This is a genomic window from Longispora urticae, from assembly GCF_053902585.1.
Genome location: NZ_JAQZSH010000025.1, coordinates 163,300 through 185,565, shown reverse-complemented (window position 1 = coordinate 185,565; position 22,266 = coordinate 163,300). Strand labels below are relative to the sequence as shown.

At 71.4% G+C, this 22,266-nt stretch carries 10 protein-coding genes; 6 read left to right on the top strand and 4 right to left on the bottom strand.

The genetic code is table 11. The annotated features are described in order from the left end of the window. Positions 1–48 precede the first annotated feature (48 nt). Positions 49–4,011 (bottom strand): type VII secretion protein EccCa, encoded by a 3,963-nt coding sequence (gene eccCa / locus PT931_RS16255; RefSeq protein WP_456246578.1) that lies wholly within the window; start codon positions 4,009–4,011, stop codon positions 49–51. Between the two features lie 80 nt (positions 4,012–4,091). On the opposite strand from eccCa, the gene eccD reads away from it, so the two are divergent. After that, the gene (gene eccD / locus PT931_RS16250) at positions 4,092–5,489 is read left to right on the top strand and encodes a type VII secretion integral membrane protein EccD (RefSeq protein ID WP_456246577.1); all 1,398 of its coding nucleotides are present in this window, start codon (positions 4,092–4,094) and stop codon (positions 5,487–5,489) included. A 292-nt stretch (positions 5,490–5,781) separates the two neighbouring features. On the opposite strand, the gene PT931_RS16245 is transcribed toward eccD, so the two are convergent. Next, on the bottom strand, positions 5,782–7,707 hold the full coding sequence (locus tag PT931_RS16245; RefSeq protein WP_456246576.1) for a glycosyl hydrolase family 18 protein: 1,926 nt from the start codon (positions 7,705–7,707) through the stop codon (positions 5,782–5,784). Between the two features lie 130 nt (positions 7,708–7,837). After that, a complete protein-coding gene (locus PT931_RS16240; RefSeq protein ID WP_456246575.1) occupies positions 7,838–9,334 on the bottom strand; it encodes a dolichyl-phosphate-mannose--protein mannosyltransferase in 1,497 nt (498 codons plus the stop codon). 58 nt (positions 9,335–9,392) lie between these two features. Here PT931_RS16240 and rsmI point away from each other — a divergent pair, with 58 nt between their 5' ends. The 5 genes from rsmI (at position 9,393) to PT931_RS16215 (ending at position 21,566) form a co-directional block, all read left to right on the top strand. Continuing rightward, positions 9,393–10,229: a 16S rRNA (cytidine(1402)-2'-O)-methyltransferase gene (gene rsmI, locus PT931_RS16235; RefSeq protein WP_456246574.1), complete on the top strand. Its 837-nt coding sequence runs from the start codon at positions 9,393–9,395 to the stop codon at positions 10,227–10,229. A gap of 171 nt (positions 10,230–10,400) precedes the next feature. Continuing rightward, the gene (locus PT931_RS16230; protein WP_456246573.1) at positions 10,401–13,043 is read left to right on the top strand and encodes a PKD domain-containing protein; all 2,643 of its coding nucleotides are present in this window, start codon (positions 10,401–10,403) and stop codon (positions 13,041–13,043) included. A 162-nt stretch (positions 13,044–13,205) separates the two neighbouring features. Next, positions 13,206–15,836 carry a right-handed parallel beta-helix repeat-containing protein gene (locus PT931_RS16225; RefSeq protein ID WP_456246572.1) on the top strand — a complete coding sequence of 877 codons (2,631 nt, stop codon included), beginning with the start codon at positions 13,206–13,208 and terminating at the stop codon, positions 15,834–15,836. A gap of 253 nt (positions 15,837–16,089) precedes the next feature. Beyond that, positions 16,090–18,741 carry a right-handed parallel beta-helix repeat-containing protein gene (locus PT931_RS16220; RefSeq protein ID WP_456246571.1) on the top strand — a complete coding sequence of 884 codons (2,652 nt, stop codon included), beginning with the start codon at positions 16,090–16,092 and terminating at the stop codon, positions 18,739–18,741. A gap of 221 nt (positions 18,742–18,962) precedes the next feature. Continuing rightward, the gene (locus PT931_RS16215; RefSeq protein ID WP_456246570.1) at positions 18,963–21,566 is read left to right on the top strand and encodes a right-handed parallel beta-helix repeat-containing protein; all 2,604 of its coding nucleotides are present in this window, start codon (positions 18,963–18,965) and stop codon (positions 21,564–21,566) included. 37 nt (positions 21,567–21,603) lie between these two features. On the opposite strand, the gene PT931_RS16210 is transcribed toward PT931_RS16215, so the two are convergent. Next, positions 21,604–22,254, bottom strand: a complete 651-nt coding sequence (locus PT931_RS16210; protein ID WP_456246569.1) for a hypothetical protein — start codon at positions 22,252–22,254, stop codon at positions 21,604–21,606. Positions 22,255–22,266 lie beyond the last annotated feature (12 nt).

Below are 22,266 nucleotides of genomic sequence, written 5' to 3'. Positions count from 1 at the left end.
GGGCGTMGCGCGGTGGGCGACGACGCGCGTCGTCGCCCACGGTCCCGCCTACAGAGGGTCCGACCAGGCGAGTTGGATGAGGTTGGCCCCGTCGCGGCGGCGCACCAGCGTGCCCCGGCCCGGCGGCAGCTGGCTCGGCTTGAGGTTGCCGAAGATCGCGCCCTCGTCCCGGTTGCCGGACATCAGCAGACCCGGGCAGTCCAGTTCGCGGAGCCGCTGGATCACGGGGTCGTACAGCGCGCGGCTCGCGCCGCCCATCCGGCGGGTGATGATGAGGTGCAGACCCAGGTCACGGGCCTGCGGCAGGTACTCCGACAGGGCCGTCAGCGGGTTGCCGGCCGAACCGGCCACCAGGTCGTAGTCGTCGACGAGGACGAACACGTCGGGGCCGTACCACCAGCTGCGGTCGCGCAACTGCTGCGGCGTGACGTCCGGGCCGGGCATCCGGTCGACCATCGCCGCCCGGACCGAGCCGAGGATGTCGGAGAAGGCCTGGCCCGAGGGCGCGTACCCCAGAAGGTGGTCGGGGTTGAACTGGCCGAGGAGCGCCCGCCGGTAGTCGGCGACGATCAACCGCGCCTGGTCCGGCGTGTACTGCTCCGTGACCGTCTGCCCGATCAGCCGCAGCAGGCTGCTCTTGCCGCACTCGGCGTCCCCGAACACGATCAGGTGCGGCTCGGTCTCCATGTCGAGCAGCACCGGGGCGAGCGCCGTCTCGTTGATGCCGATCGGGATGCCCTCCTTGGCCGTGACCTTCGGCAGCTCGGAGATGTGCAGCCGCTCCGGCAGCAGCCGGACCTTCGGGGCCGGGGCGCCGGGCCACGCGCCCCGGATGTTGCTGACCATGGCCGCGACCCCCTCGGAGAGGTCCTCCACGATCTTGACCCCGTCCATCCGGGGGATCGCGGTGAGGAAGTGCAGCTTCTCCTTCGTGACACCGCGGCCGGGCGAACGCTCGGGCACGTTCATCGCGGCCCGGCGGTCGAGCTCGGACTCGCCCGGGTCGCCGAGCCGCAGCTCGACCTTGGTGCCGAACAGGTCGCGCATCGACATCCGCACCTCGGCCCACCGGGTCGCGGCGAGCACCACGTGCACGCCGAAGCCGAGGCCCCGGTTGCAGAGGTTGGCGATGGTCTGCTCGAAGTTCTCGTACTCCTGCTTGAAGGCGCCCCAGCCGTCCACCACGAGGAACACGTCGCCGAACGGGTCCTCGGCGAACTCGCCCGCGTTCCGCCGCCGCCGGTACGTCGCCATCGAGTCGACCCCGAGGGCCGTGAACCGGGCCTCGCGCGCGTCGAGGAGCGCCGTGACCTCGGAGATCGTCCGGCGGATGCCGTCGATGTCCATCCGGGTGGACACCCCGCCGACGTGCGGCAGGTCCCGCAGGGCCATCAGCGTGCCGCCGCCGAAGTCGATGCAGTAGAACTGCGCCTCGCGCGGGGTGTGCGTCAGGGCCAGGGAGGTGAGCAGGGAGCGGAGCATCGTGGACTTGCCGGACTGCGGGCCACCCACGATCACGACGTGACCGCCCGCGCCGTCCAGTTCCAGGTACATCGGGTCGCGGCGCTGCTCGAACGGCTTGTCCACGATGCCGACCGGGACCGCGAGCCGACCGGCCCCGCTCCAGTTGGCGGGGGTCAGGCCGCGCTGAGGGTCGGTGACCAGCGGCGGGAGCAGCTCGGCGATCGTCGGCGGCTCCGACAGCGGGGGCAGCCACACCTGGTGGGCGGGCGGGCCCTGGCCGCGCAGCTTGTCCACGATCACGTCGAGCATGGAGGTCTCCTTGCCGTGCGCCTCCACCTCCTCGACCTCGACGGGCAGGTCCGCGGGCGCCTCGGGGATCGGCACGTACGCCACGTCGTAGGGCACGATCCGGCGCTGGAGCAGGGTGTGCGACTTGGCCTGGATGCCGGTCGGCCGGTACGCGCCCGACACGTACGCGCCCCGGAAGCGGTGCATCGTCGTCGTGTCGGACTTCAGGTAACCGTGGCCGGGGGCGTTGGGCAGCTCGTACGCGTCGTTGACGCCGAGGACGATCCGGGACTCGACGGCGGAGAAGGTCCGCAGACCGATCCGGTACGACAGGTACGTGTCCAGGCCGCGCAGCTTGCCCTCCTCCAGCCGCTGGGAGGCCAGGAGGAGGTGCACGCCGATCGACCGGCCGATCCGTCCGATCTGGACGAACAGGTCGATGAAGTCGGGCTTGGCCACGAGCATCTCGGAGAACTCGTCGCAGATCATCAACAGGCTGGGCAGCGGGGCCAGCGGCTCGCCGGCGAGGCGCGCCTTCTCGTACTCGTACCGGGAGACGTAGTTGCCCGCCGAGCGCAGCAGCTCCTGGCGCCGCGTCATCTCACCGGCGATGGCGTCCTGCATGCGGTCGACCATCGGCAGCTCGTCGGACAGGTTGGTGATCACGGCGCTGGTGTGCGGCAGCACGTCCAGCGAGGCGAACGTCGCACCACCCTTGAAGTCGACGAGGACGAAGTTGACCTCCTCGGACGAGTGGTTGATGGCGAGCGCGGCCACGATCGTGCGGAGCAGCTCCGACTTACCCGAACCGGTGGCGCCGATGATCAGGCCGTGCGGGCCCATGCCCTCCTGCGCGGCCTCCTTGATGTCCAGGTCGACGGGCACGCCGTCGGGGCCGACGCCGAGCGGGATCCGGAGCTTCTCGCGGTTGGGCCGGGGGTGCCAGCTCTTGCGCGGGTCGACCTTGGCCGCGTCGGACACGCCCAGCAGCTCGGGCAGCTCGGTCGCGACGTTGAGCGCCTCCTCGCCGCCGCCACCGGTGGACTGGAACGACAGCCGGTACGGCGCGAGCTGGCGGGCCAGGCCCTCCGCCTGCTCCAACGTCATCCGGTCCGGGGCACCCAGCGGGATGACCCGTTCGCCGCGCACGCCCTGCACCGAGGTGGACGTGACGTCCAGGGGCAGCAGGCCGGCCCAGCCGTGCCGGGGGGTGAAGCCGGACAGGTCCAGCACGGTGGTGCCCTGCAGGCCCTGGCCCGCGAGGTGGCAGTTGGGGGAGGAGTCGCCGCCGTCGAGCACGACCACCAGGTGCGGCTGCGTCATGTTCGGCTTCTGGTCGGGCGCGTGCCGGGGCCGGCCGGAGACCTGGTCGCCGAGCAGCTCCTCCAGCTCCTCCAGGCTGCTGAACACCATGCGGAGCGGGCCGGCGGCGTCGGCCTGCGGCTCGTACAGCGAGTGCGGGAGCCACTTGACCCAGGACCACTCGGCGACCCGCTGCGCGTTGGTCACGATGGCGATCTGCAGGTCCTCGGGCGACTGGAACGTGGCCAGCTGGCACAGCATCGACCGGACGAGGTCGGTGGACACGGCGCGCTCGCCCCGGAACACCAGCCGGCTGAACGAGCGGATCGACAGCGCCATCGGCACGTCGTTCACGGTCGAGTGGGTCCGGACGAACCGGCGGAGCGCGATGGCGCTCATGGGTTCGAGGTCCTCGACGGGTTTCGTCTCGGGTGTGATGAGCTGGATCGCGAGCTTCTGCGGGCCCACCGCCACCCGCGTCTCGCCGAAGTCGTTGTCCGGGGCGCGGCGCTCCCACCGGCGCGAGGACGCCGCGATCGACCACAGCGAGTCCGGCTCGGGCTGCCGCCACTGGAGCGCCTCACGCTGCTGGGAACTGGCCTTGCGGGCCCGCTTGCGCATCTGGGTGAGGTAGCGCATGTAGTCGCGCCGGGCGTGGTTGAGCTCGGCCTTCTTCTCGCCGCTGCCGCTGGTGAACTGGCTCATGCCCATGCCGAGCATCGAGATGCCGAACAGGCCGCCGGTGATCCACGGCATGGCGGAGTTGCCGCCGCCCCGGCCCGCGTACATGAACATCATCGCGCCCATGCCGGCGAGCATCGGCAGGATCATCAGGATCTGGCCGAGCCCCTTCGGGGTCGGCTCCGGCAGATCGGGCGGCGACTCGAGCAGCAGCTCCCCACGGGGAACCTGCGGCCCGGCCTGCCGTGCGGGCCTGCGGAACAGAACGGTACCCATGCCACCTCCTCGGACTTGGACATCCTAGGTACTCTCGGCAAGTCAGGCTGACGGACGGGGTCCGTCGGAGTGCGTAGGGAATGGAGTGGGGATCGATGGCCGTCACGGCGGGGCTATGTCGAATCACCGTAAAAGCACCCAAATCCCGACTGGATATCTCCCTGCCCGGTGACGTGCCGTTCGCGGACATGCTGCCCACCCTGCTCCAGTACGCCGGCACGGACCTCGCCGAGGACGGCTCCTCCCAGGGCGGCTGGGTGCTGTCCAGGCTCGGCGGCGACGTCCTCGACAGCAGCCGCACGGCGACCCAGCTGGAGCTGCGCGACGGGGAGATCCTCTACCTGACGCCGCGCTCCCAGGTCGCCCCCGACTACGTGTACGACGACGCGGTCGACGCCGTAGCCAACGCCACCGTCGACCGGGGCGGCAAGTGGCGGCTCTCCCACACCCGTAGGTACTCGGTGGGCCTCGGCATCGCCGCCCTCGCCGGTGGCCTGCTGGCCCTCCTGTTCTCCGGCGCCACCCTCGCGGCCGGCGCGGTCGGGCTCGGCCTCGGGGTGCTGCTCCTCGTGCTCGCGGCCGTGATGTCCCGCGCGGTGGGCGACAGCATGGTGGGCGCGGCGTGCGGCCTGGTCGGCGCCGCGTACGGCACGGTCGGCGGCCTGCTGCTCCTCGCGCCCTCCGAGGGCGGGCTGACCGCGCTCAACGCGGTGGTCGGCGCGACGGCGATGGTGCTGTTCGTGCTGCTCGCGGCGATGGCCGTCGGCGACGCGGCCCCGGTGTTCGTGGGCGCGGGCATCGTCGCGTTCCTGTTCCTGATCGGTTCCCTGGCCGGGGTGCTGTTCGGCGGGGTCACCGCCGCCGGGGGCGCCGCGATCGTCGCCGCGATCCTGGTGCTGGCCCTGCCGTCGCTGCCGATGAACGCCTACCGGCTCGCCAAGCTGCCCATGCCGACGGTGCCGTCCGGGCCCGCCGACCTGAAGGCCGACACCGAGACCGTGGACGGCGGGAAGGTCCGCCGGGGCGCGGACACCGCCGACCGGTTCCTCGCGGGGCTGCTCGGCGGGGTCGCTGCCACCGGCCTCGGGGTCCTCGGCTTCGTGGTGCTCGGCGGCGGCATGCCCGGCGTGCTGCTCGGCCTCGTGATGTCGCTGGTGCTGCTCACCCAGTCGCGGGTGTTCTCCGGCTGGTTGCAGCGGATGCCGCTGCTGCTCACCGGCGCGGTCGGGCTGGCGCTCGTCGCGGTGGCCACGTTCTCGGCCAGCTCGGTGCTGCTCCGGCTCGTCGGCGTCCTGGTCGGGCTGCTCGTTGTCGCGGGCATCAGCCTGGTGTACGGGCTGAGTGTCGCCGGCAAGCGGATCTCCCCGGTGTGGGGGCGGACCCTGGACATCTTCGAGATCCTGCTGATCCTGGCCGTGGTGCCGCTGGCCGCGTGGGTGTGGGGCGCGTACGGCTGGATCATGTCCATCAAGGGCTGACGCCGGAATCGGTCCGGCGCTGGAACGGCCCGACGCCGGAATCGGTCCGACGCTGGAACGGCCCGACGCGGCCGGCGTGGCCGAGGCCCTGGGCGACCGGGGGCGGGCCATCGGTTGGCGCCTCCACCCGCACCCGGTCTGATCGAGCGCCGGGCCCACGCGGGACCCCACTCTCGACTCCTCTGTGTATCACGACTGACCACATGTCGTCACATCAAAGGTGGCCCCCGGGACGAGTCCCGGGGGCCACCTCTCTCACGCCGCGAGCGGCACGAGCCTCACATCAGAGCCGCTAGTTGTTGCAGACGCCCTGGTCCTCCCACACGGCGGCGGAGCCGGGGGTCTCACCCTGGGTCCACCACTTCGCGCGGTACTTCTTGCCGGAGTGCGACACCACGGCACCACCGGAGTACGCGGTCGCCGCGTTCCAGGCAGCCGCGGTGCACGTTCCGGGCGGGGCGGAGGTCGCCGGCCCGCAGGCGCTGATGTTCTCCCACACCGCGGCGACGCCCGGGGTCTCGCCCTGCGTCCACCACTTGGCCTTCCAGACCCGGCCGTTGTACGAGGCCTGCTGGCCACCGCTGTATGCGGTCGCGGCGTTCCACGCGGCCACCGAGCAGGTCGGGGGCTGGGTGGTCGGCGGGTTGCTCGTCGGCGGCCGCGAGGTCGGCGGGTTCGACGTCGGCGGGTTCGACGTCGGGGGCTGGCTCGTCGGCGGCTGGCTCGTCGGGGGCCGGGTGGTCGGCGGGGCCGTGGTCGGGGCCACGCAGCCCGGGGTGGTGGCGTTGATGGCGTCCACGGCGGCGTTGAACAGGGTCATCGCCCCGTCCAGGCCTTCCATGGAGTACATCATGCCGCCGCCGAGGCCGTTGCAGTGCGCGTAGTCGGCGCGGGCCTTGACGGACTGCTTGGAGTCGCCGCTCCAGAACACGGTGCCGTCGTAGAAGTACGCGGCCTGGCTCTCCGGGTCCCAGAACGTCTTCGACGGGGTGTCGACGAAGCCGGCGAGTTCCTTGTAGAACCGGGTGCCCGCCACGTTGCCCGAGTTGGGGGCGCCGGGGGCGGGGGCGGAGGCGGGCTGGAAGAGGCCGTTCTTGCCGTTGTTGGGCACGCCGGTCCAACCGCGGTAGTAGAACGGGTAGCCGACCGTGATCTTGTTGGCGGGGAAGCCGCCGGGGATGCCGTAGTCGGGCAGGCCCGTGGTCCACGCCTTGACGGCGACGTCAGCCGAGTACTTCAGGGTGCCCGGCGGGACCGGGTTCATCGGGTCGTTCGGGCCCGAGTAGACCGGCGCCTGGTGGTTGGTGGGGCCGGTGGCCTCCCAGCCGCCGTGCATGTCGTACGTCATCAGGTTCGAGTAGTCCAGGTACTGCGAGATCTTGTCGGTCTCGATGTACTTGATCTTGTCCTGGCCGGCCGGCATCGCGGCGGTCAGCCACTTCTTGCCACCGCCCACGGCGTCGAGCTGGGTACGGAACTCCTTCAGGAGCGCCGTGAAGTTCGGCTTGTCGTAGTCGCCGAAGTGGTTGCCCAGGTGCCCACCGGGGGAGCCCGGGTACTCCCAGTCCAGGTCGATGCCGTCGAAGATGCCCGCGGCGGTGCCCGGGCCGCCGTAGCCGCCCTCGACGGGCAGGTTGCCCTTGATGAACATGTCGATACAGGAGGTGACGAACTTCTTCCGGGACGCGTCGGTCATCGCCGCGTCGGAGAAGTACTTCGAGTACGTCCAGCCACCGATGGAGATCAGGATCTTCATGTTCGGGTTCTTCGCCTTGAGCTTCTTCAACTGGTTGAAGTTGCCGGCGATGGGCTGGTTCCAGGTGTCGGCCACGCCGTCGATACTCAGGTCGGCGCCGTAGCTCTTGCCGTAGTCCGCGAACGAGTCGCCCGCGCCGTCACCGGCGTTGGGGTTGTTCTCGTCCTGCGAGGCGGCCTTGTTCGCCATGAAACACGTGTGGTTCGTCGGGTGGATGTTGGCGAACGCGTAGTTCATGAAGTCGATCTTCGCCGCGGCACCCGAGGTCTGCATGTTCTTGGGGTAGAAGGCGTTCTGGTAGATGCCCCACTGGGTGAAGTACGCGAACTTCACCCCACCACTGCTCGGAGCCGCGACCGCGGGGGCCGCTGAGGGGACGGTGCTGGCGAGTGCGGCGGCCGCCCCGAGGGGGAGGGCGAGGGTTGCCGCAACCGCAACAGCGATCCGCTGATGAAGTTTCATGTGCCGGTCCCTAACTGTTAAGAAACCTAAGTATTGAAAGGTATACACGTCTCCATGTCTTAAAGGCAATGATGTTGGCACGAAAAAGCGCGCCGCCCCCATAAGGGACGACGCGCCGTTTAACTGGTAGCTACACCCAGTGATTTCCGAGCCACATTCGGGCCCACCAGGCCGCGTACGAGATCAGGCGTCCGGTGTAGATCGGATAGAAGTACGCGAAACAGATGGCGACCAGGCCCACGTACCCGCCGGCCGCCACCGCGCCCACCGTGCGCCGCGCCGCGCTCGCGGTCCTCGAGCCCACCACGGCGCCGAGAACGAACACCACGGCCAGGATCAGGAACGGCTCGCTCGGGGCGGCGTAGAAGTAGAACATCGTCCGGTTGCCGAAGAAGAGCCACGGCACGATGCCGAGCAGCCCGCCCGCGACGATCGGCCACGCCCGCCAGTCCCGCCGGCTGATCCCCAGGTAGATGACCGCCAGCAGGGCCGGAATGAAGGACCACCACAGCAGGGGGGTACCGAGCAGCAGCACCTCCGAGGAGCACTGCGCCGCCCCGCAGCCCGCGTCGCCCGAGTAGTGGAACGCCACCGGCCGGCTCAGCAGCAGCCACTGCATGGGCCACGACTGGTACGGGTGCGAGGCCTCCAGTCCGGTGTGGAAGGTCAGCGCGTCGCGGTGGTACGCGAACAGGTTGTAGAGCGCGCCGAGGAATGGCCACTCGGCCTTGCCCTGCGCGGCGAGCCAGTGCCGGTCGTACCCGTTGTCGCTGGCCAGCCAGCCCGACCAGGAGGTCACGTACACGACCATGGTCACGACGGTGTAGGTCGCCGCCCAGCCGATCCCGGAGAGCAGGCCCTCGACCAGCGGCTGCTTCTCGCCCCCGGACCGGCGCGCGCTGACCTCCCAGCAGACCATCATGATGACGAACGCGACCGCGTACCAGACGGCCGACCACTTCGTGGCCAGCGCGCAGCCGAGCAGCACCGCGCTGCCGAGCCGCCACCACGGCACCTGGAACGCGGGCCGTTTGAGCCCGGCCGAGAGTGCCGCGATCCACCGGGCCCGGCGCTGGTCGCGGTCGGCCACCAGGCAGGCGAACGACCCGACCACGAACGTGAGCAGGAAGATGTCGAGCAGCGCGGTCCGGGCCAGCACGAACTGGAAACCGTCGAGCGCCATCAGCAGCCCGGCGGCGCAGCCCAGTACGGTGGAGCCGAACATCCGGCGCGCCAGCCGGGTGACCACCACGACGGCCGCGACGCCCGCGACCACGGAGGCGATCCGCCATCCGAACTCGTTGTCCCCGAACAGCCGCTCGCCCAGGGCGATGCACCACTTGCCCAGCGGCGGGTGCACCACGAACGCGGCCGAGTTGTTCTTGTCGTCCCACTCGACGCCGTGCCGGAGGAGGTTCAGGGCGTCGGTGGCGTAGTACACCTCGTCGAAGATCTTGCCTCTCGGCGTGGTCAGCCCCACGAGCCGGAGCACGGCGGCGATCAGGGCCACCGCCGCTGTCCAGATCCACGAGATCGGGTCGCGCGGGATCAACGGGCTCAGGCGCCTGCGGACGGCCTCGGGGAGGGCCTGTTCGTCGGCAGGGGGCGTCGTCTCGGTCACAGCCACCGCACGATCGTAGGCTGTGGGTGGCGCCGGTGGGGAGTACAACAGCAGGGGGTTACGGGTGAATGGTCGACTTGTCCTGGTTGGCGCGCCGCTCGGCAACGTGGGCGACGCCTCGCCACGGTTGGCCGACGCGCTCGCGCACGCCGATGTGATCGCGGCGGAGGACACCCGCAGACTGCTCAGGCTCGCCAAGGAACTCGGGGTGGAACTCAAGGCGAAGATCATTTCCTACTTCGAGGGGAACGAGGAACTCCGCACCCCCGACCTGACCGCCGCGATGGTCGCCGGCCAGACCGTCGCCCTCGTCACCGACGGCGGCATGCCGAGCGTGTCGGACCCGGGATACCGCCTGGTCAGGGCCGCGATCGACGCGGGCATCCCGGTGACGGTGGCCCCCGGGCCGAGCGCCGTGACCACCGCGCTGGCCGTGTCCGGGCTGCCGTGCGACCGGTTCTGCTTCGAGGGCTTCCTGCCCCGGAAGATGGCCGAGCGGCGCGCGGTCGTCGGCAAGCTCGCCACCGAGGAACGCACCCTCGTCTTCTTCGAGTCGACCCACCGGATCTCCGGGGCGCTGCGCGACCTGGCCGGGGCGTTCGGCGCGGACCGGCAGGCGGCCGTGTGCCGGGAGCTGACGAAGACCTACGAGGAGGTACGCCGGGGCACGCTCGGCGAACTGGCCACCTGGGCGGAGCAGAACGGCCCGCGCGGCGAGATCACCCTCGTGGTGTCCGGGTTCGTCGGCTCCACGGGGCGGCCGTCCGACGAGGAGCTGCTGGCGTTCGTCGCGGAACGGGTCGCCTCGGGGACGTCGAAGCGGGACGCGGCGGCGGAGGTGGCCTCGTTGCACGGGCTGTCGCGGCGTGAGGTGTACAACCTGGTGGTCAACGCGGGCTGAGCCGGCGGCCCGGGGCGGCGCGGGGCGGCCCGGGGCGGCGCGCGGGGGCCGGTTGCCCACCGGGCGGGGTTTCGGCGCCCCACCGGGCCGCGCGCGGGCCCCACCGCATGGACGAACTTCTGTAGGGTGACGGCACATCCGCCTTGATCCCCTACTCCTAGGGATGTCCTCGTGCGTAGAACCCTGTCCCTCGGCACGGTCGTGGCCGCGCTCGTCGCGGGGGTGGGCGTCACCGCCTCCCCCGCGAGCGCCGCGCTCGCCGACCTGTACGTGAACAACACCGTCAACACCTGTTCGGACACCGGCCCCGGCAGCCAGGCCCAGCCGCTGTGCACCCTGGCGGCCGCCGCTGCCGCCGTCGTCCCCGGCCAGACGGTCCAGACGACCGGCACCTACAACGAGCGGCTGAAGATCGCGAAGTCCGGTTCCCCCAGCGGCCCGATCACCTTCCGGAACGCCAGCCCCGACCCGGAGAAGTACACCGCGCTGCTCGGCGACCACGCGGGGATCACGATCGACGGCCAGCACGACGTGTCGGTCGTCGGCTTCCGGATCACCATGCTCCTCGGCCCCGACCCCGTCGTCGCGGTCAACAACGCGGCCAGGATCACCGTGGACCGGCTGCTGATCCCCGGGGTGACCGCCGACCCGGTGCCCGGGGTCAAGCTGACCGGCGTCACCAACTCCACCCTGCGCGGCGTGCAGACGTTCCGCGACCTGACGCCGGCGATCAGCCTGGACGCGGCGACCAGCGGCGTTCAGGTCACCTCCGCCTACCTGTCCACCCCCGGACCGAAGCACACGGACGGCATCGAGGTGCACGGCCCGAACAACTCCGTCGTGCGCAGCGGGGTCACCGGCGCGGCCGGTACCGGGATCCTGGTCGGGGCCACGGCCAAGGGCACCGTCGTCGCCGGCAACCTCGTCGGCACCGGTCGCGGGGTGGGCATCCACAACGCCGGCGCCACCGGGACCACGATCACCAACAACACCGCCTACAACAACTGCTCGACGGGCATCCGGGTGTCCGGCGCGTCCACCGGCGTCTCGGTGCAGAACAACGTCGTCTACGGCAACGGCGAGCCGACCACTCCCGCGTGCGACGCCGCGATCACCGAGAAGGTCGGCCTCGGCGTGTACGGGGCGGCGGTCGACGGGACCACCGTCGACTACAACACGGTGCGCGCGTCGCCGAACAACCCGCCCTACGCGTGGAAGACCCCGGTGGCCTCGCTGACGGCGTTCCGGGCGGCCTCGGGCCAGGGCGCGCACGACCTGGACTCCGCCGGCCCCGACGTGAACATCGACTCGGGCAACGCGGCGGCCCCCGGCCGGCTTCCGGTCGACTACCACGGCAACGGACCCGAGGACGACCCCGGCGTGCCCAACACGGGCGCCGGCCCGGTCAGCTACGTCGACCGGGGCGCCAGGGAACGGGTGCTGGGGCCGAGCGTCCTGTTCGTCCTGTCCGGCCGGACCGGCGGCGCGGTCGTCGCGGACGCGTCCGACTCGGAGGCGGGCTGGGTGCCGATCAGCACGTACACGTTCGACTTCGGGGACGGCACCGTGGTCACGCAGGCCGAGGCGGTCGCGGGGCACACGTACACCCAGGCGGGGCCGTTCCTGGTCACCGTCACGGTCACGGACACCAACGGCCTGACCAGCACACTGAACAAGAGCTACACCCCGGGCGACGGGTACGTGCCCGTCGGGCCGGTCCGGGTCCTCGACACCCGGGAGGCGATCGGCACGGCGGGCCGGACCCCGCTCGCCCCGGGCGGCATCCTGACCCTGGAGCTCGCCAACCGCAACGGGGTGCCGGCCGGCATCACCTCGGTGACCATGAACGTCACGGTCACGTCGCCGACCGGCCCGGGCTTCCTGTCCGTGTACCCGCACGCCGGCCCCACGCCCACCTCGTCCAACCTGAACTGGGTCGCCGGCCAGACCGTCCCGAACCTGGTGGTCGCGTCCGTCAACGCCGGCAAGGTCGACATCCGCAACTCCAGCGGCGGCACGGTGCACGTGGTCGCCGACCTGGTCGGGTACCACACGACAGGGGTGGGTAGTTCGTTCGCGCCCCTCGGCCCGGTCCGGGCGCTGGACACCCGGGACGCGGCGGGCCGGACCCCGGTCGCGTCCGGCGGCACGCTGGTCCTGCCGGTCGCCGGCCTCCGCGGGGTGCCCGCCACCGGGGTCACGGCCGTGACCATGAACGTGACGGTCACCGAGCCGACCCGGGACGGCTTCCTCACGGTGTACCCGGACGGCAAGGCCAGGCCGAACGCCTCCAACCTGAACTGGACCCCGGGCCTGACGGTCCCCAACCTGGTCGTGGTCCCCGTCGTCAACGGCAAGGTCGCGTTCCACAACACCAGCCCGGGCACCGTGCACGTGATCGCCGACATCGTCGGGTACCACAGCAGCGGGGTCGGCGCCGTCTTCCGCCCGCGCGGCCCGTACCGGATGCTCGACACCCGCAGCGGGACCGGCACCTGGCCGAGCGGAGCCGGACCGGTCGCGCCCGGCGGCTGGATCGACCTGAACCTCAGCTCGCTGACCTACGAGGGCGCCACGGCGGCCATCCTCAACGTCACGGTCACCGAGCCGACCCGCGACGGCTTCCTCACGGTGTACGGGGACTTCGGCCAGCCCCGACCGAACGCCTCCAACCTGAACTGGCGCGCCGGCCAGACGGTCCCGAACCTGGTGGTCGTCCAGCTGAACCCGGTGAACGGCACCGCCCGGTTCCACAACACGGGCGCGGGGACGGTACACGTCGTGGCCGATCTGGTCGGGTTCTACGGCAACTGAGCCACCCCTCCGGGGAGGTCCCGCCGGGCCTCCCCGGAGCCTTTTCCGGACAAGTCCCCCGAACGGCGCGTTACCTGCTCGGGGCCCTGCGGGTGCCCCCACGGCCCGGAAGTTCCTCTGTAGGGTGACCGTCTCGACCCCCACCTCTCAGGGATGCTTCACGTGCGTAGAACCCTTTCCGTAGCCACTGTCCTGGTCGCGCTCACCGCGGGGGTGGGCGTCACAGGTGGCTCCGCGAGCGCCGCGGTCACCGACCTGTTCGTGAACAACACGGTCGCCTGCTCCGACGCCGGTACCGGCAGCCAGGCCCAGCCCTACTGCACCCTGGCGGCCGCCGCCGGCGCCGTGACCGCGGGCCAGACGGTCCGGGTGACCGGCACCTACGCCGAGCACGTCACGATCGCGAAGTCCGGCACCGCCGGCAACCCGATCACCTTCCGCGGTGGTCCCCAGGACGACTCGTTCTGGCTCCTCACCGGCCCGGGTGTCGGGATCAAGATCGACGGTCAGCACGACGTCTCGATCCTCAACGTCCAGATCATGGGAGCTCTGCAGACGGCGGCGATCCACGTCGCCCACTCGACCGGCGTGACCGTCGACCAGGTGAAGTTGCGGAACGAGGGACCGCAGGCGGTGCCGGGAGTCCGACTGGAAGCCGTCACCGGGTCCGCGGTCAAGAGGGCCGCGGTCACCGGGAACATGTCGAACGCGATCAGCCTGGACGCCGCGACGAGCGGGGTCACCGTCACGAGCGCGCACATCTACGCCGTGACGACCGCGCCGCGTCCGGGCGGCATCCAGATCCTGGGCTCGAACAACACGGTCGTGCGCAGCGTGCTCATCGACACCGCCGGAACGGGGATCACCCTCGGCGCCGGAGCCGACGGCAACGTCGTGGCCGGCAACAACCTCATCACCGTCGGCGGCCGGGGCATCGACAACGCCGGGGCCACGGGCACGGCGATCACCAACAACACGACGGACTTCAGCTGCGCGACCGGCATCCGGGTGTCCGGCGCGTCCAACGGCGTCTCGGTGCAGAACAACGTCATCGACGGCCTCGGCACGAGGGACTGCGACCCCGCCTTCACCGACAAGGTCGGCATCGGGGTGTACGACGCGGCGTTGTCGGGCACGACCGTGGACTACAACGCGGTGCGCAGCCCGGACAGGCCGCCGTACGCCTGGAAGGCCACGATGGCCTCAGTCGAGGCGTTCCGGGCAGCCTCGGGTCAGGGCGCCCACGACGCGCCGTTCACCAACACCACCAGGTTGGCCGTGCTGACCGACTCGGCCAACTCGGCGGCCCCGGGCTGGCAGGCACGCGACTTCTACGGCCACAGCCCCGAGGACGATCCCGGTGTCCCCAACTCCGGCGCCGGACCGGTCACCTACGCGGACCGGGGCCACAGCGAAACCGTCCGTGGACCGGAGGCCGCGTTCACCATCACCCAGCGGCCGGGCGGCACCATCGTCCTCGACGCCTCCGGGACGAAGCCCGGCTGGGCGCCCATCGCGTCGTACACCTTCAGTTTCCGCGACGGCCCCGACGTCACCCAGACCTCGCCGATCGCCAGCCACACCTACCCGACCGTGGACTACCGCCCGGTCGCGGTGACCGTGACGGACACCAACGGACTCACGAGCCGCGTCCAGAAGGCGTACCTGCCGGGCGACTTCTACGTTCCCGTCAGCCCCGTCCGGGTGCTCGACACCCGGGAGGCGATCGGCACGGCCGGTCGGACCCCGGTGGCCCCGGGGGGCACCCTGACCCTGCCGGTGACCGGTCGCGCAGGGGTGCCCGCGGCCGGGGTGACCTCGGTGACCATGAACGTCACGGTGACCGGGCCGACCGCGAACGGCTTCCTCACCGTGTACCCGAACGGCCAGGACAAGCCCAACGCGTCCAACCTGAACTGGACCCCGGGCCTGACGGTCCCCAACCTGGTCGTCGTGCCGGTCGTCAACGGCAAGGTGGACTTCCACAACACCAGCCCGGGTACGGTGCACGTCGTCGCGGACCTGGTCGGCTACCACACCAAGGACACGGGCGGCAGCTTCGTCCCGCGCGGCCCGGTGCGCGTCCTCGACACCCGGGAGGTCGCAGGCAGGGCTCCGATCGCCCCCGGCGCCACGTTGACCCTGCCCGTGACCGGCCAGCACGGCATACCGCCTACCGGGGTCACCGCCGTCACCATGAACGTGACGGTCACCGGGCCGACGGCCGACGGCTTCCTCACCGTGTACCCGAACGGCCAGGCGAAGCCCAACGCCTCCAATCTGAACTGGACCCCGGGCCTGACGGTCCCCAACCTGGTCGTCGTCCCGGTCGTCAACGGCAAGGTGGACTTCCACAACACCAGCCCGGGCACCGTGCACGTCGTCGCGGACGTCGTCGGCTACCACACCCCCGACGTGGGCACCGTGTTCCGCCCCAACGCGCCGTACCGGGTGCTCGACACCCGGGCCGCCATCGGGGTCCCCAGCACGTACCCGGTGTATTCGGGCAACATGCTCAACCTGGACCTCGGCAACCTGGTCGCGCAGGGGGCGACCTCCGTGGTCCTCAACGTCACCGTGACCGAACCGACCAGCGAGGGCTTCCTCACTGCCTTCGGGGCCTTCCCCGAGGGGCCGCCCAACGCGTCGAACCTGAACTGGCGCCCCGGGCAGACCGTGCCGAACCTGGTGGTCGTCCCGCTGAACCCGGCCAACGGCCTCGCCCTGTTCTACAACAGGTCCGGCGGCAATGTGCACGTGATCGCCGACGTGGTGGGCTACTACGGCACCTGAGCCACGCCCTCGGGGCGGGGGTCCCCGCCCCGGGCGGCGACCCCCTGCGCGGTTGACGCCGATCACCGACGAGCGGCGCCGCCAGGGGGCGGGCTGAGGCGGCTCCTCGGGAGGGGACGCCTCTGGGGCTTGTGTCCGAGTAGGTGGTGATACCCCTGGTCAGGGGCCTGTGCACTGCCCCCACGGGGCGGGAAACCCCCTGTAGGGTGACGGCGCATTCGCCTTGATCCACCACCCCTCAGGGAAGCCTCACGTGCGTAGAACCACCGCTTTCGGCACCATTGTCGTCGCGCTCACCGCGGGGGTGAGCGTCGCAGCCGGTCCGGCCCATGCCGCGACGACCGAACTCTTCGTGAACAACACCGACGGCGCGAACTGCTCGGACGCGGGCGCCGGCAGCGCGGCCCAGCCGTTCTGCACCGTGTCGGCCGCCGCCGCCGTCGTGACCGCGGGTCAGACCGTCCACATCACGGGTACGTACCGCGAGCACGTCACGATCGCCCGCTCGGGTACCCCCGGCAATCCGATCACGTTCCACGGCACCGGCGTCCTGCCCGGCGCCGGGGCCTTCACCCTCAACGGCCCGGACGCCGGGATCACCATCGACGGGCAGCACGATGTGTCCATCAACGGGGCGCAGGTCAACGGCGACGTGACCGGCCCCGGGATCGCGGTGACCGCCTCGACCCGGATCGCCCTCGAACGCGTGGCCGTCTCCCCGAACGGGAAGACCGCGGTGCCCGGCGTGCGCCTCGTGGGTGTGACCGACTCAACCCTCCTCAGGGTCAGCGCCGGCGGGAGCGTGTCGCCCGCGATCGGCCTCGACGCCACGACGAGCCGGGTCACGGTGACCAGCTCCTCGGTGTCGGCGGGGACGGGCCACCGCGGTGGCATCGAGGTCCTCGGCCAGCGGAACTCCGTGCTCCGCACCGTTGTCCGGGGGGCGGCCGCTGCCGGGATCACGGTCGGTCCGGGGGCGACGGACACCGTCGTGGCCAGCAACTCCGTCTTCAACAACCGGGGCTTCGGCATCGTGAACGACGGAGCCACCGGGACGGCGATCGCCAACAATTCGGTGGTCGACAACTGCTGGACCGGCATCCGGGTGTCCGGCGCCTCCGCCGGTGTCTCGGTGCAGAACAACGACATCCGGGACAACGGGTACCCCAGCCTCCCGTGTGTGGCGGGGGCCTCCGACCGGTTCGGCATCGGGGTGCACGACGCCGCGGTGTCCGGCACGACGGTGGACTACAACACGGTGCCGCCCCGGGCGGGCGTCGCGCCGTACGCCTGGGGGACTTTCACGGGCGAGCTCGCGGAGTTCCGTACCGTCTCGGGCCAGGGCGCCCACGACCTGGCCCAGGGTGGCACCCTGGCGAACATCGACTCGGCCAACTCGGCCGCGCCGGGCTGGCAGGCCACCGACCGCTACGGCCGGCGCGCCGTGGACAGCCCCGACCGCGCGAACACCGGGGCGGGTCCGGTGCCGTTCGCGGACCGGGGCCCCATCGAATCGGTGCTCGGGCCCACCGCGAAGGTGGGGCTCACCCAGCGGCCGGGTTGCCAGGTCACCGCTGACGCCTCCGTGTCCACGCCGGGCTGGGGGGCGATCGTGTCGTACACCTTCACCTTCGGCGACGGTGCGACCGTCACCCAGGCCAGCCCGGTCGCGACCCACACCTACCCGGTGTGCGGCACCTACTTCGTCAAGGTCGTCGCGACGGACGCCAACGACATGACCAACGAAACCGGCCAGTACTTCCGGCCCGCCGACGCCTACGTCCCCGTGGGTCCGGTCCGGATCCTCGACACCCGGGAGGCGATCGGCAGCCCCGGCCGCACCCCGGTCGCGCCGGGTGGCACGTTGACGCTGCCGGTCACCGGACACAGTGGAGTTCCGGCCGTCGGCGTGACCTCGGTGACCATGAACGTCACCGCCACCGAGCCGACGAGTGACGGCTTCCTCACCGTCTACCCCAGCGGCCAGCCGAAGCCCACCTCGTCCAACCTGAACTGGACCCGGGGCCTGACCGTGCCGAACCTGGTCGTGATGCAGGTCGTCGACGGAAAGATCAACTTCCACAACTCGGGTCCGGGTACCGTGCACCTCGTCGCCGACCTGGTCGGCTACCACACCACGGGCACGGGCAGCTCCTTCGTGCCGCTGGGGCCGGTGCGGGCCCTCGACACCCGGGAGGCGATCGGCACCCCCGGCCGCACCCCGGTCGCGCCGGGCGGCACGCTGACCCTGCCGGTGGCCGGTCGCACCGGGGTACCCGCCACCGGGGTCACCGCCGTCACCATGAACGTCACGGTCACCGAGCCGACCAGCGCGGGCTTCCTCACGGTGTACCCGAACGGGCGTGCCCTGCCCAACGCGTCCAACCTGAACTGGACGGCGGGCCAGACGGTACCCAACCTGGTGGTCGTGCCCGTGATCGACGGCAAGGTCAACCTCCGCAACTCGGGCCCCGGCACCGTGCACGTCATCGCGGACGTCGTCGGCTACCACACCACCGACCAGGGCACCCTGTTCCAGCCCCGGACGCCGTACCGGGCGCTCGACACCCGGAACGGGACCGGCATGCCCAACGGCGCCAGCTACCCGGTGAGCGGTGGTTCGGCGGTCTCCCTGCGGCTCTCGGAACTGGTCGCCGAGGGCGCCACCTCGGTGGTTCTCAACGTCACTGTGACCGAACCGACCAGTGAGGGCTTCCTCACGGTGTACGGCGACTTCGGGCAGCCGCTGCCGAACGCCTCGAACCTCAACTGGCGCCGGGGCCAGACGGTACCCAACCTGGTGGTCGTCCCACTCAACACGGCGAACGGCATCGCCCTGCTCCACCACACGGGCGCGGGCTCCGTGCACGTCGTGGCCGACGTGGTCGGGTTCTACCGCAACTGACCCGGTCAGGGTGCCGCCCCCGAGGGGCGGCGGCACCCTGCCGACCACCCTCCGAGTGCCTCCGCTCACGGGTCGGGCGGTCGGCGTAATCGTCGAAATGCGGTGTTGATCTGGGCGTTTTGCCAGGTCGTGGGGTTGGTCGGCCCCGACGGGAGGCGATTTCTTCTGTAAGGTGACTGGCGCATTCGACTCCTCCCACCACTCCTCCAGGGAAGCCCCACGTGCGTAGACCCCTACTCCTCGGCACCCTGGTCGTCACGCTCACCGCGGGGGTGAGCGCGACGGCCATCCCCGCCAGCGCCGCGACGACCGACCTCTTCGTGAACAACGGCGTCGCCTGCTCCGACACCGGCCCCGGCAGCCAGGCCGTGCCCTTCTGCACCCTGGCCGCCGCAGCGGCCGCGGTGACCCCGGGCGGGACGGTCCGCGCCACCGGCATCTACAACGAGCGGCTCACCGTCGTCTCCTCCGGCACGGCGGGCAACCCGGTCACGTTCCGGGGCACGAACCCGGACGTCACCGACTTCTTCCTGACCGGCGCCAAAGCCGGCATCACCATCTCCGGTCAGCACGACGTCTCGATCGCCAACGTCCAGGTCACGGCCGGCGTGGGTGGACCCGCGGTGACGGTCGAGAACGCCAGCCGGGTGACCCTCGACAAGGTCGCCGTGCGGCGGAACGAAGTGGCTCCCGTTCCCGGGATCAGCCTGACCGGCGTGACGGACTCCACGCTCACGAAGGTCTCCGTCGCGGGCGCTCTGGTTCCCGCGGTCAGCCTCGACGCGGCGACCAGCGGCGTCGTGGTGACCGGCGCGCGACTGACGCGGTTCAACAACTACCGCCATGGCGGCATCGTCGTCCTCGGGTCCCGCAACTCCGTCCTGTACAGCCTGTTCTCCGCCGCCCGGGCCGACGCGATCACGATCGGGGCGGGTGCCACGGACAACGTCGTGGCCCGCAACACCGTGTCCGAGACCATGCGACGCGGCATCGTCAACGCGGGCGCGACCGGCACCGCGATCACCAACAACACCCTGGGCGGCGGCTACGAGACCAACATCCGGGTCGACGGCGCGTCCACCGGGGTGTCCGTGCAGAACAACGTCGTCCGCAACACGGCCTGCACGGGGGCGGGCTGCGACTGGCCGCCGGCCGACAAGGCGGCGATCGGGGTGTACGGCGACGCGGTGTCCGGCACCACCGTCGACTACAACACGGTGCAGCCCTCGGCCAACGGCCCGCACTACGTCTGGGGCACCACCCCGTACTCCTCGGTGGCCGCGTTCCGTGCCGCCTCCGGCCAGGGCGCCCACGACCGGGACGCGTCCGAGCCCTCCCCGAACTACGACTCCGCCAACTCCGCCGCGCCCGGCTGGCAGTCCACCGACGCCGGCGGTCGTTCACCGGTGGACAACCCCGACGTCCCCAACACCGGCGCCGGCCCGGTCAGCTACGCGGACCGGGGAGTGTTGGAGATCTCGCTCGGGCCCACCGCCGCCCTCGCCCTGACCAGCCGGCCCGACGCCGGGGTCGTCGCGGACGCCTCGGGGACGAGGCCCGGCTGGGTGCCGATCGTGTCGTACACCTTCGACTTCGGCGACGGGACCACCGTCACCCAGGCCAACCCGGTCGCGTCCCACACCTACGCCACCCGGGACCGCCGCGACATCCGGGTGACCGCGACGGACAACCAGGGGCAGACGAACTCCCTCACCAGGAGCTACGAGCCCGGCGGGTACTACGTCCCGCTGGGCCCCGTCCGGGTGCTCGACACCCGGGAGACGGCCGGCCGGATCCCGGTGGCCCCGGGCGGCACCCTGACGCTGCAGATCGCCGGCAGAGCCGGGGTGCCCGCCACCGGCGTCACCTCGGTGACGATGAACGTCACGGCCACCGAGCCCACCCGCGAGGGCTTCCTCACGGTCTACCCGAGTGGCCGGACCCTGCCGAACGCGTCGAACCTGAACTGGACCCCGGGCCTGACCGTGCCGAACCTGGTCGTGGCGCCGGTCGCCGACGGCAAGGTGGACTTCCACAACACCAGCGCGGGTACGGTGCACGTCGTCGCTGACCTGGTCGGCTACCACACCACGGGCGCGGGCAGCGCCTACGTCGTGGCCGCCGCGACCCGGGTCCTGGACACCCGGGACTCGGCCGGCCGGACCCCGGTGGCCCCGGGTGGCACTCTGACCCTGCCGGTGACGGACCGCAACGGCGTACCCGCCACCGGGGTCACCGCCGTCACGATGAACGTCACGGTCACCGAGCCGACGAACCACGGCTTCCTCACGGTGTACCCGAACGGCCAGCCGAAGCCGAACGCCTCCAACCTGAACTGGACCCCCGGCCTGACGGTTCCGAACATGGTCGTGGTCCCGGTGGTCAACGGCAAGGTGGACTTCCACAACACCGGCCCGGGTACGGTGCACGTCGTCGCGGACCTGGTCGGCTACCACACCACGGGTACGGGCGACGTCCTCCACCCGGCCGGGCCGTTCCGGGCGCTGGACACCCGCGACGCCGGTCGCGGCGCGATCGGCCCGACCAACTGGATCCCCCTGGACCTGCGCCACCTGCTCGCGGAGGGGGTCACCTCGGTGGTGCTCAACGTCACCGTGACGGAGGGGCGGGCCGACGGCTTCCTCACGGTCAGTGGCGAGAGCCCGTCGCGGGACACGTCGAACCTGAACTGGCGTCCGGGGCAGACCGTGGCGAACCTCGTGGTGGTCCCGCTCCGCGCGGACGGCGGGTACGTGGTGTTCTACAACAGCAGCCCGGGCACGGTGCACGTGGTCGCCGACGTGGTCGGGACCTACAGCCACTGAGAGTCGGGAGGGCGCCGGGACCCGGTGCCCTCCGCTCTCACCAGGTCAGGGCCAGGTTCCCCACGAGGAGCAGCAGGGGCGCGCCCAGGCTCAGCAGCAGCACCGTGACCCGGGCCCGGCCGTGCAGCCGCAGCGCGCCCGTGGCCCACGCGATCCCGACCCCGCACAGCAGCAGCAGTCCCAGCCCGATCGACCAGCGCAGGTGCAGCCCGGCCGCGTCGCCGACATAGGCGAACCGGGACGTGCCGGAGACCATCCGGGCGGTGAGCTTGTCGCCGGTGCGGTGCTCGGCGTCGGCGGTACCGGCGAGCGCGGCCTTCTCGACGCTGAACGCGGACGCGGCGAACCGGCCCTCGCACCGGGCGGCGAGGCCGTTGCCGGCGCACTCGGTGACGGTGAGGGTGCCGCGGTCGCCGTGCCCGAGGGCGAGCCAGAACGGTTCGGCGCTGACCCAGGCGAAGAAGGCCGCGCATAGGGCGAAGACCACGAGCAGGGGCAGGCCGAGGGCGGGGCGGCGGCCGTCCTTGGGGGGCTTGATCCGGGCGCGCCGGGCGGGCTCGACGGCGTTGCTGGTGTCGGGCCAGAAGGCGTGGTCGACCTCCGGCGGCTCGGGTGCGGACTCGGGACGCATCCGCTGGGCGGGCGGTGCCAGGGCTTCCGCGTCGTCACCTGCGGTTATTCCGGTCATAGACATATTTGA

Excerpts from the sequence above, each read along its gene's own strand:
- eccCa (WP_456246578.1), bottom strand. The coding sequence starts at position 4,011 with ATGGGTACCGTTCTGTTCCGCAGGCCCGCACGGCAGGCCGGGCCGCAG.
- eccD (WP_456246577.1), top strand. The coding sequence starts at position 4,092 with ATGGAGTGGGGATCGATGGCCGTCACGGCGGGGCTATGTCGAATCACC.
- PT931_RS16245 (WP_456246576.1), bottom strand. The coding sequence starts at position 7,707 with ATGAAACTTCATCAGCGGATCGCTGTTGCGGTTGCGGCAACCCTCGCC.
- PT931_RS16210 (WP_456246569.1), bottom strand. The coding sequence starts at position 22,254 with ATGACCGGAATAACCGCAGGTGACGACGCGGAAGCCCTGGCACCGCCC.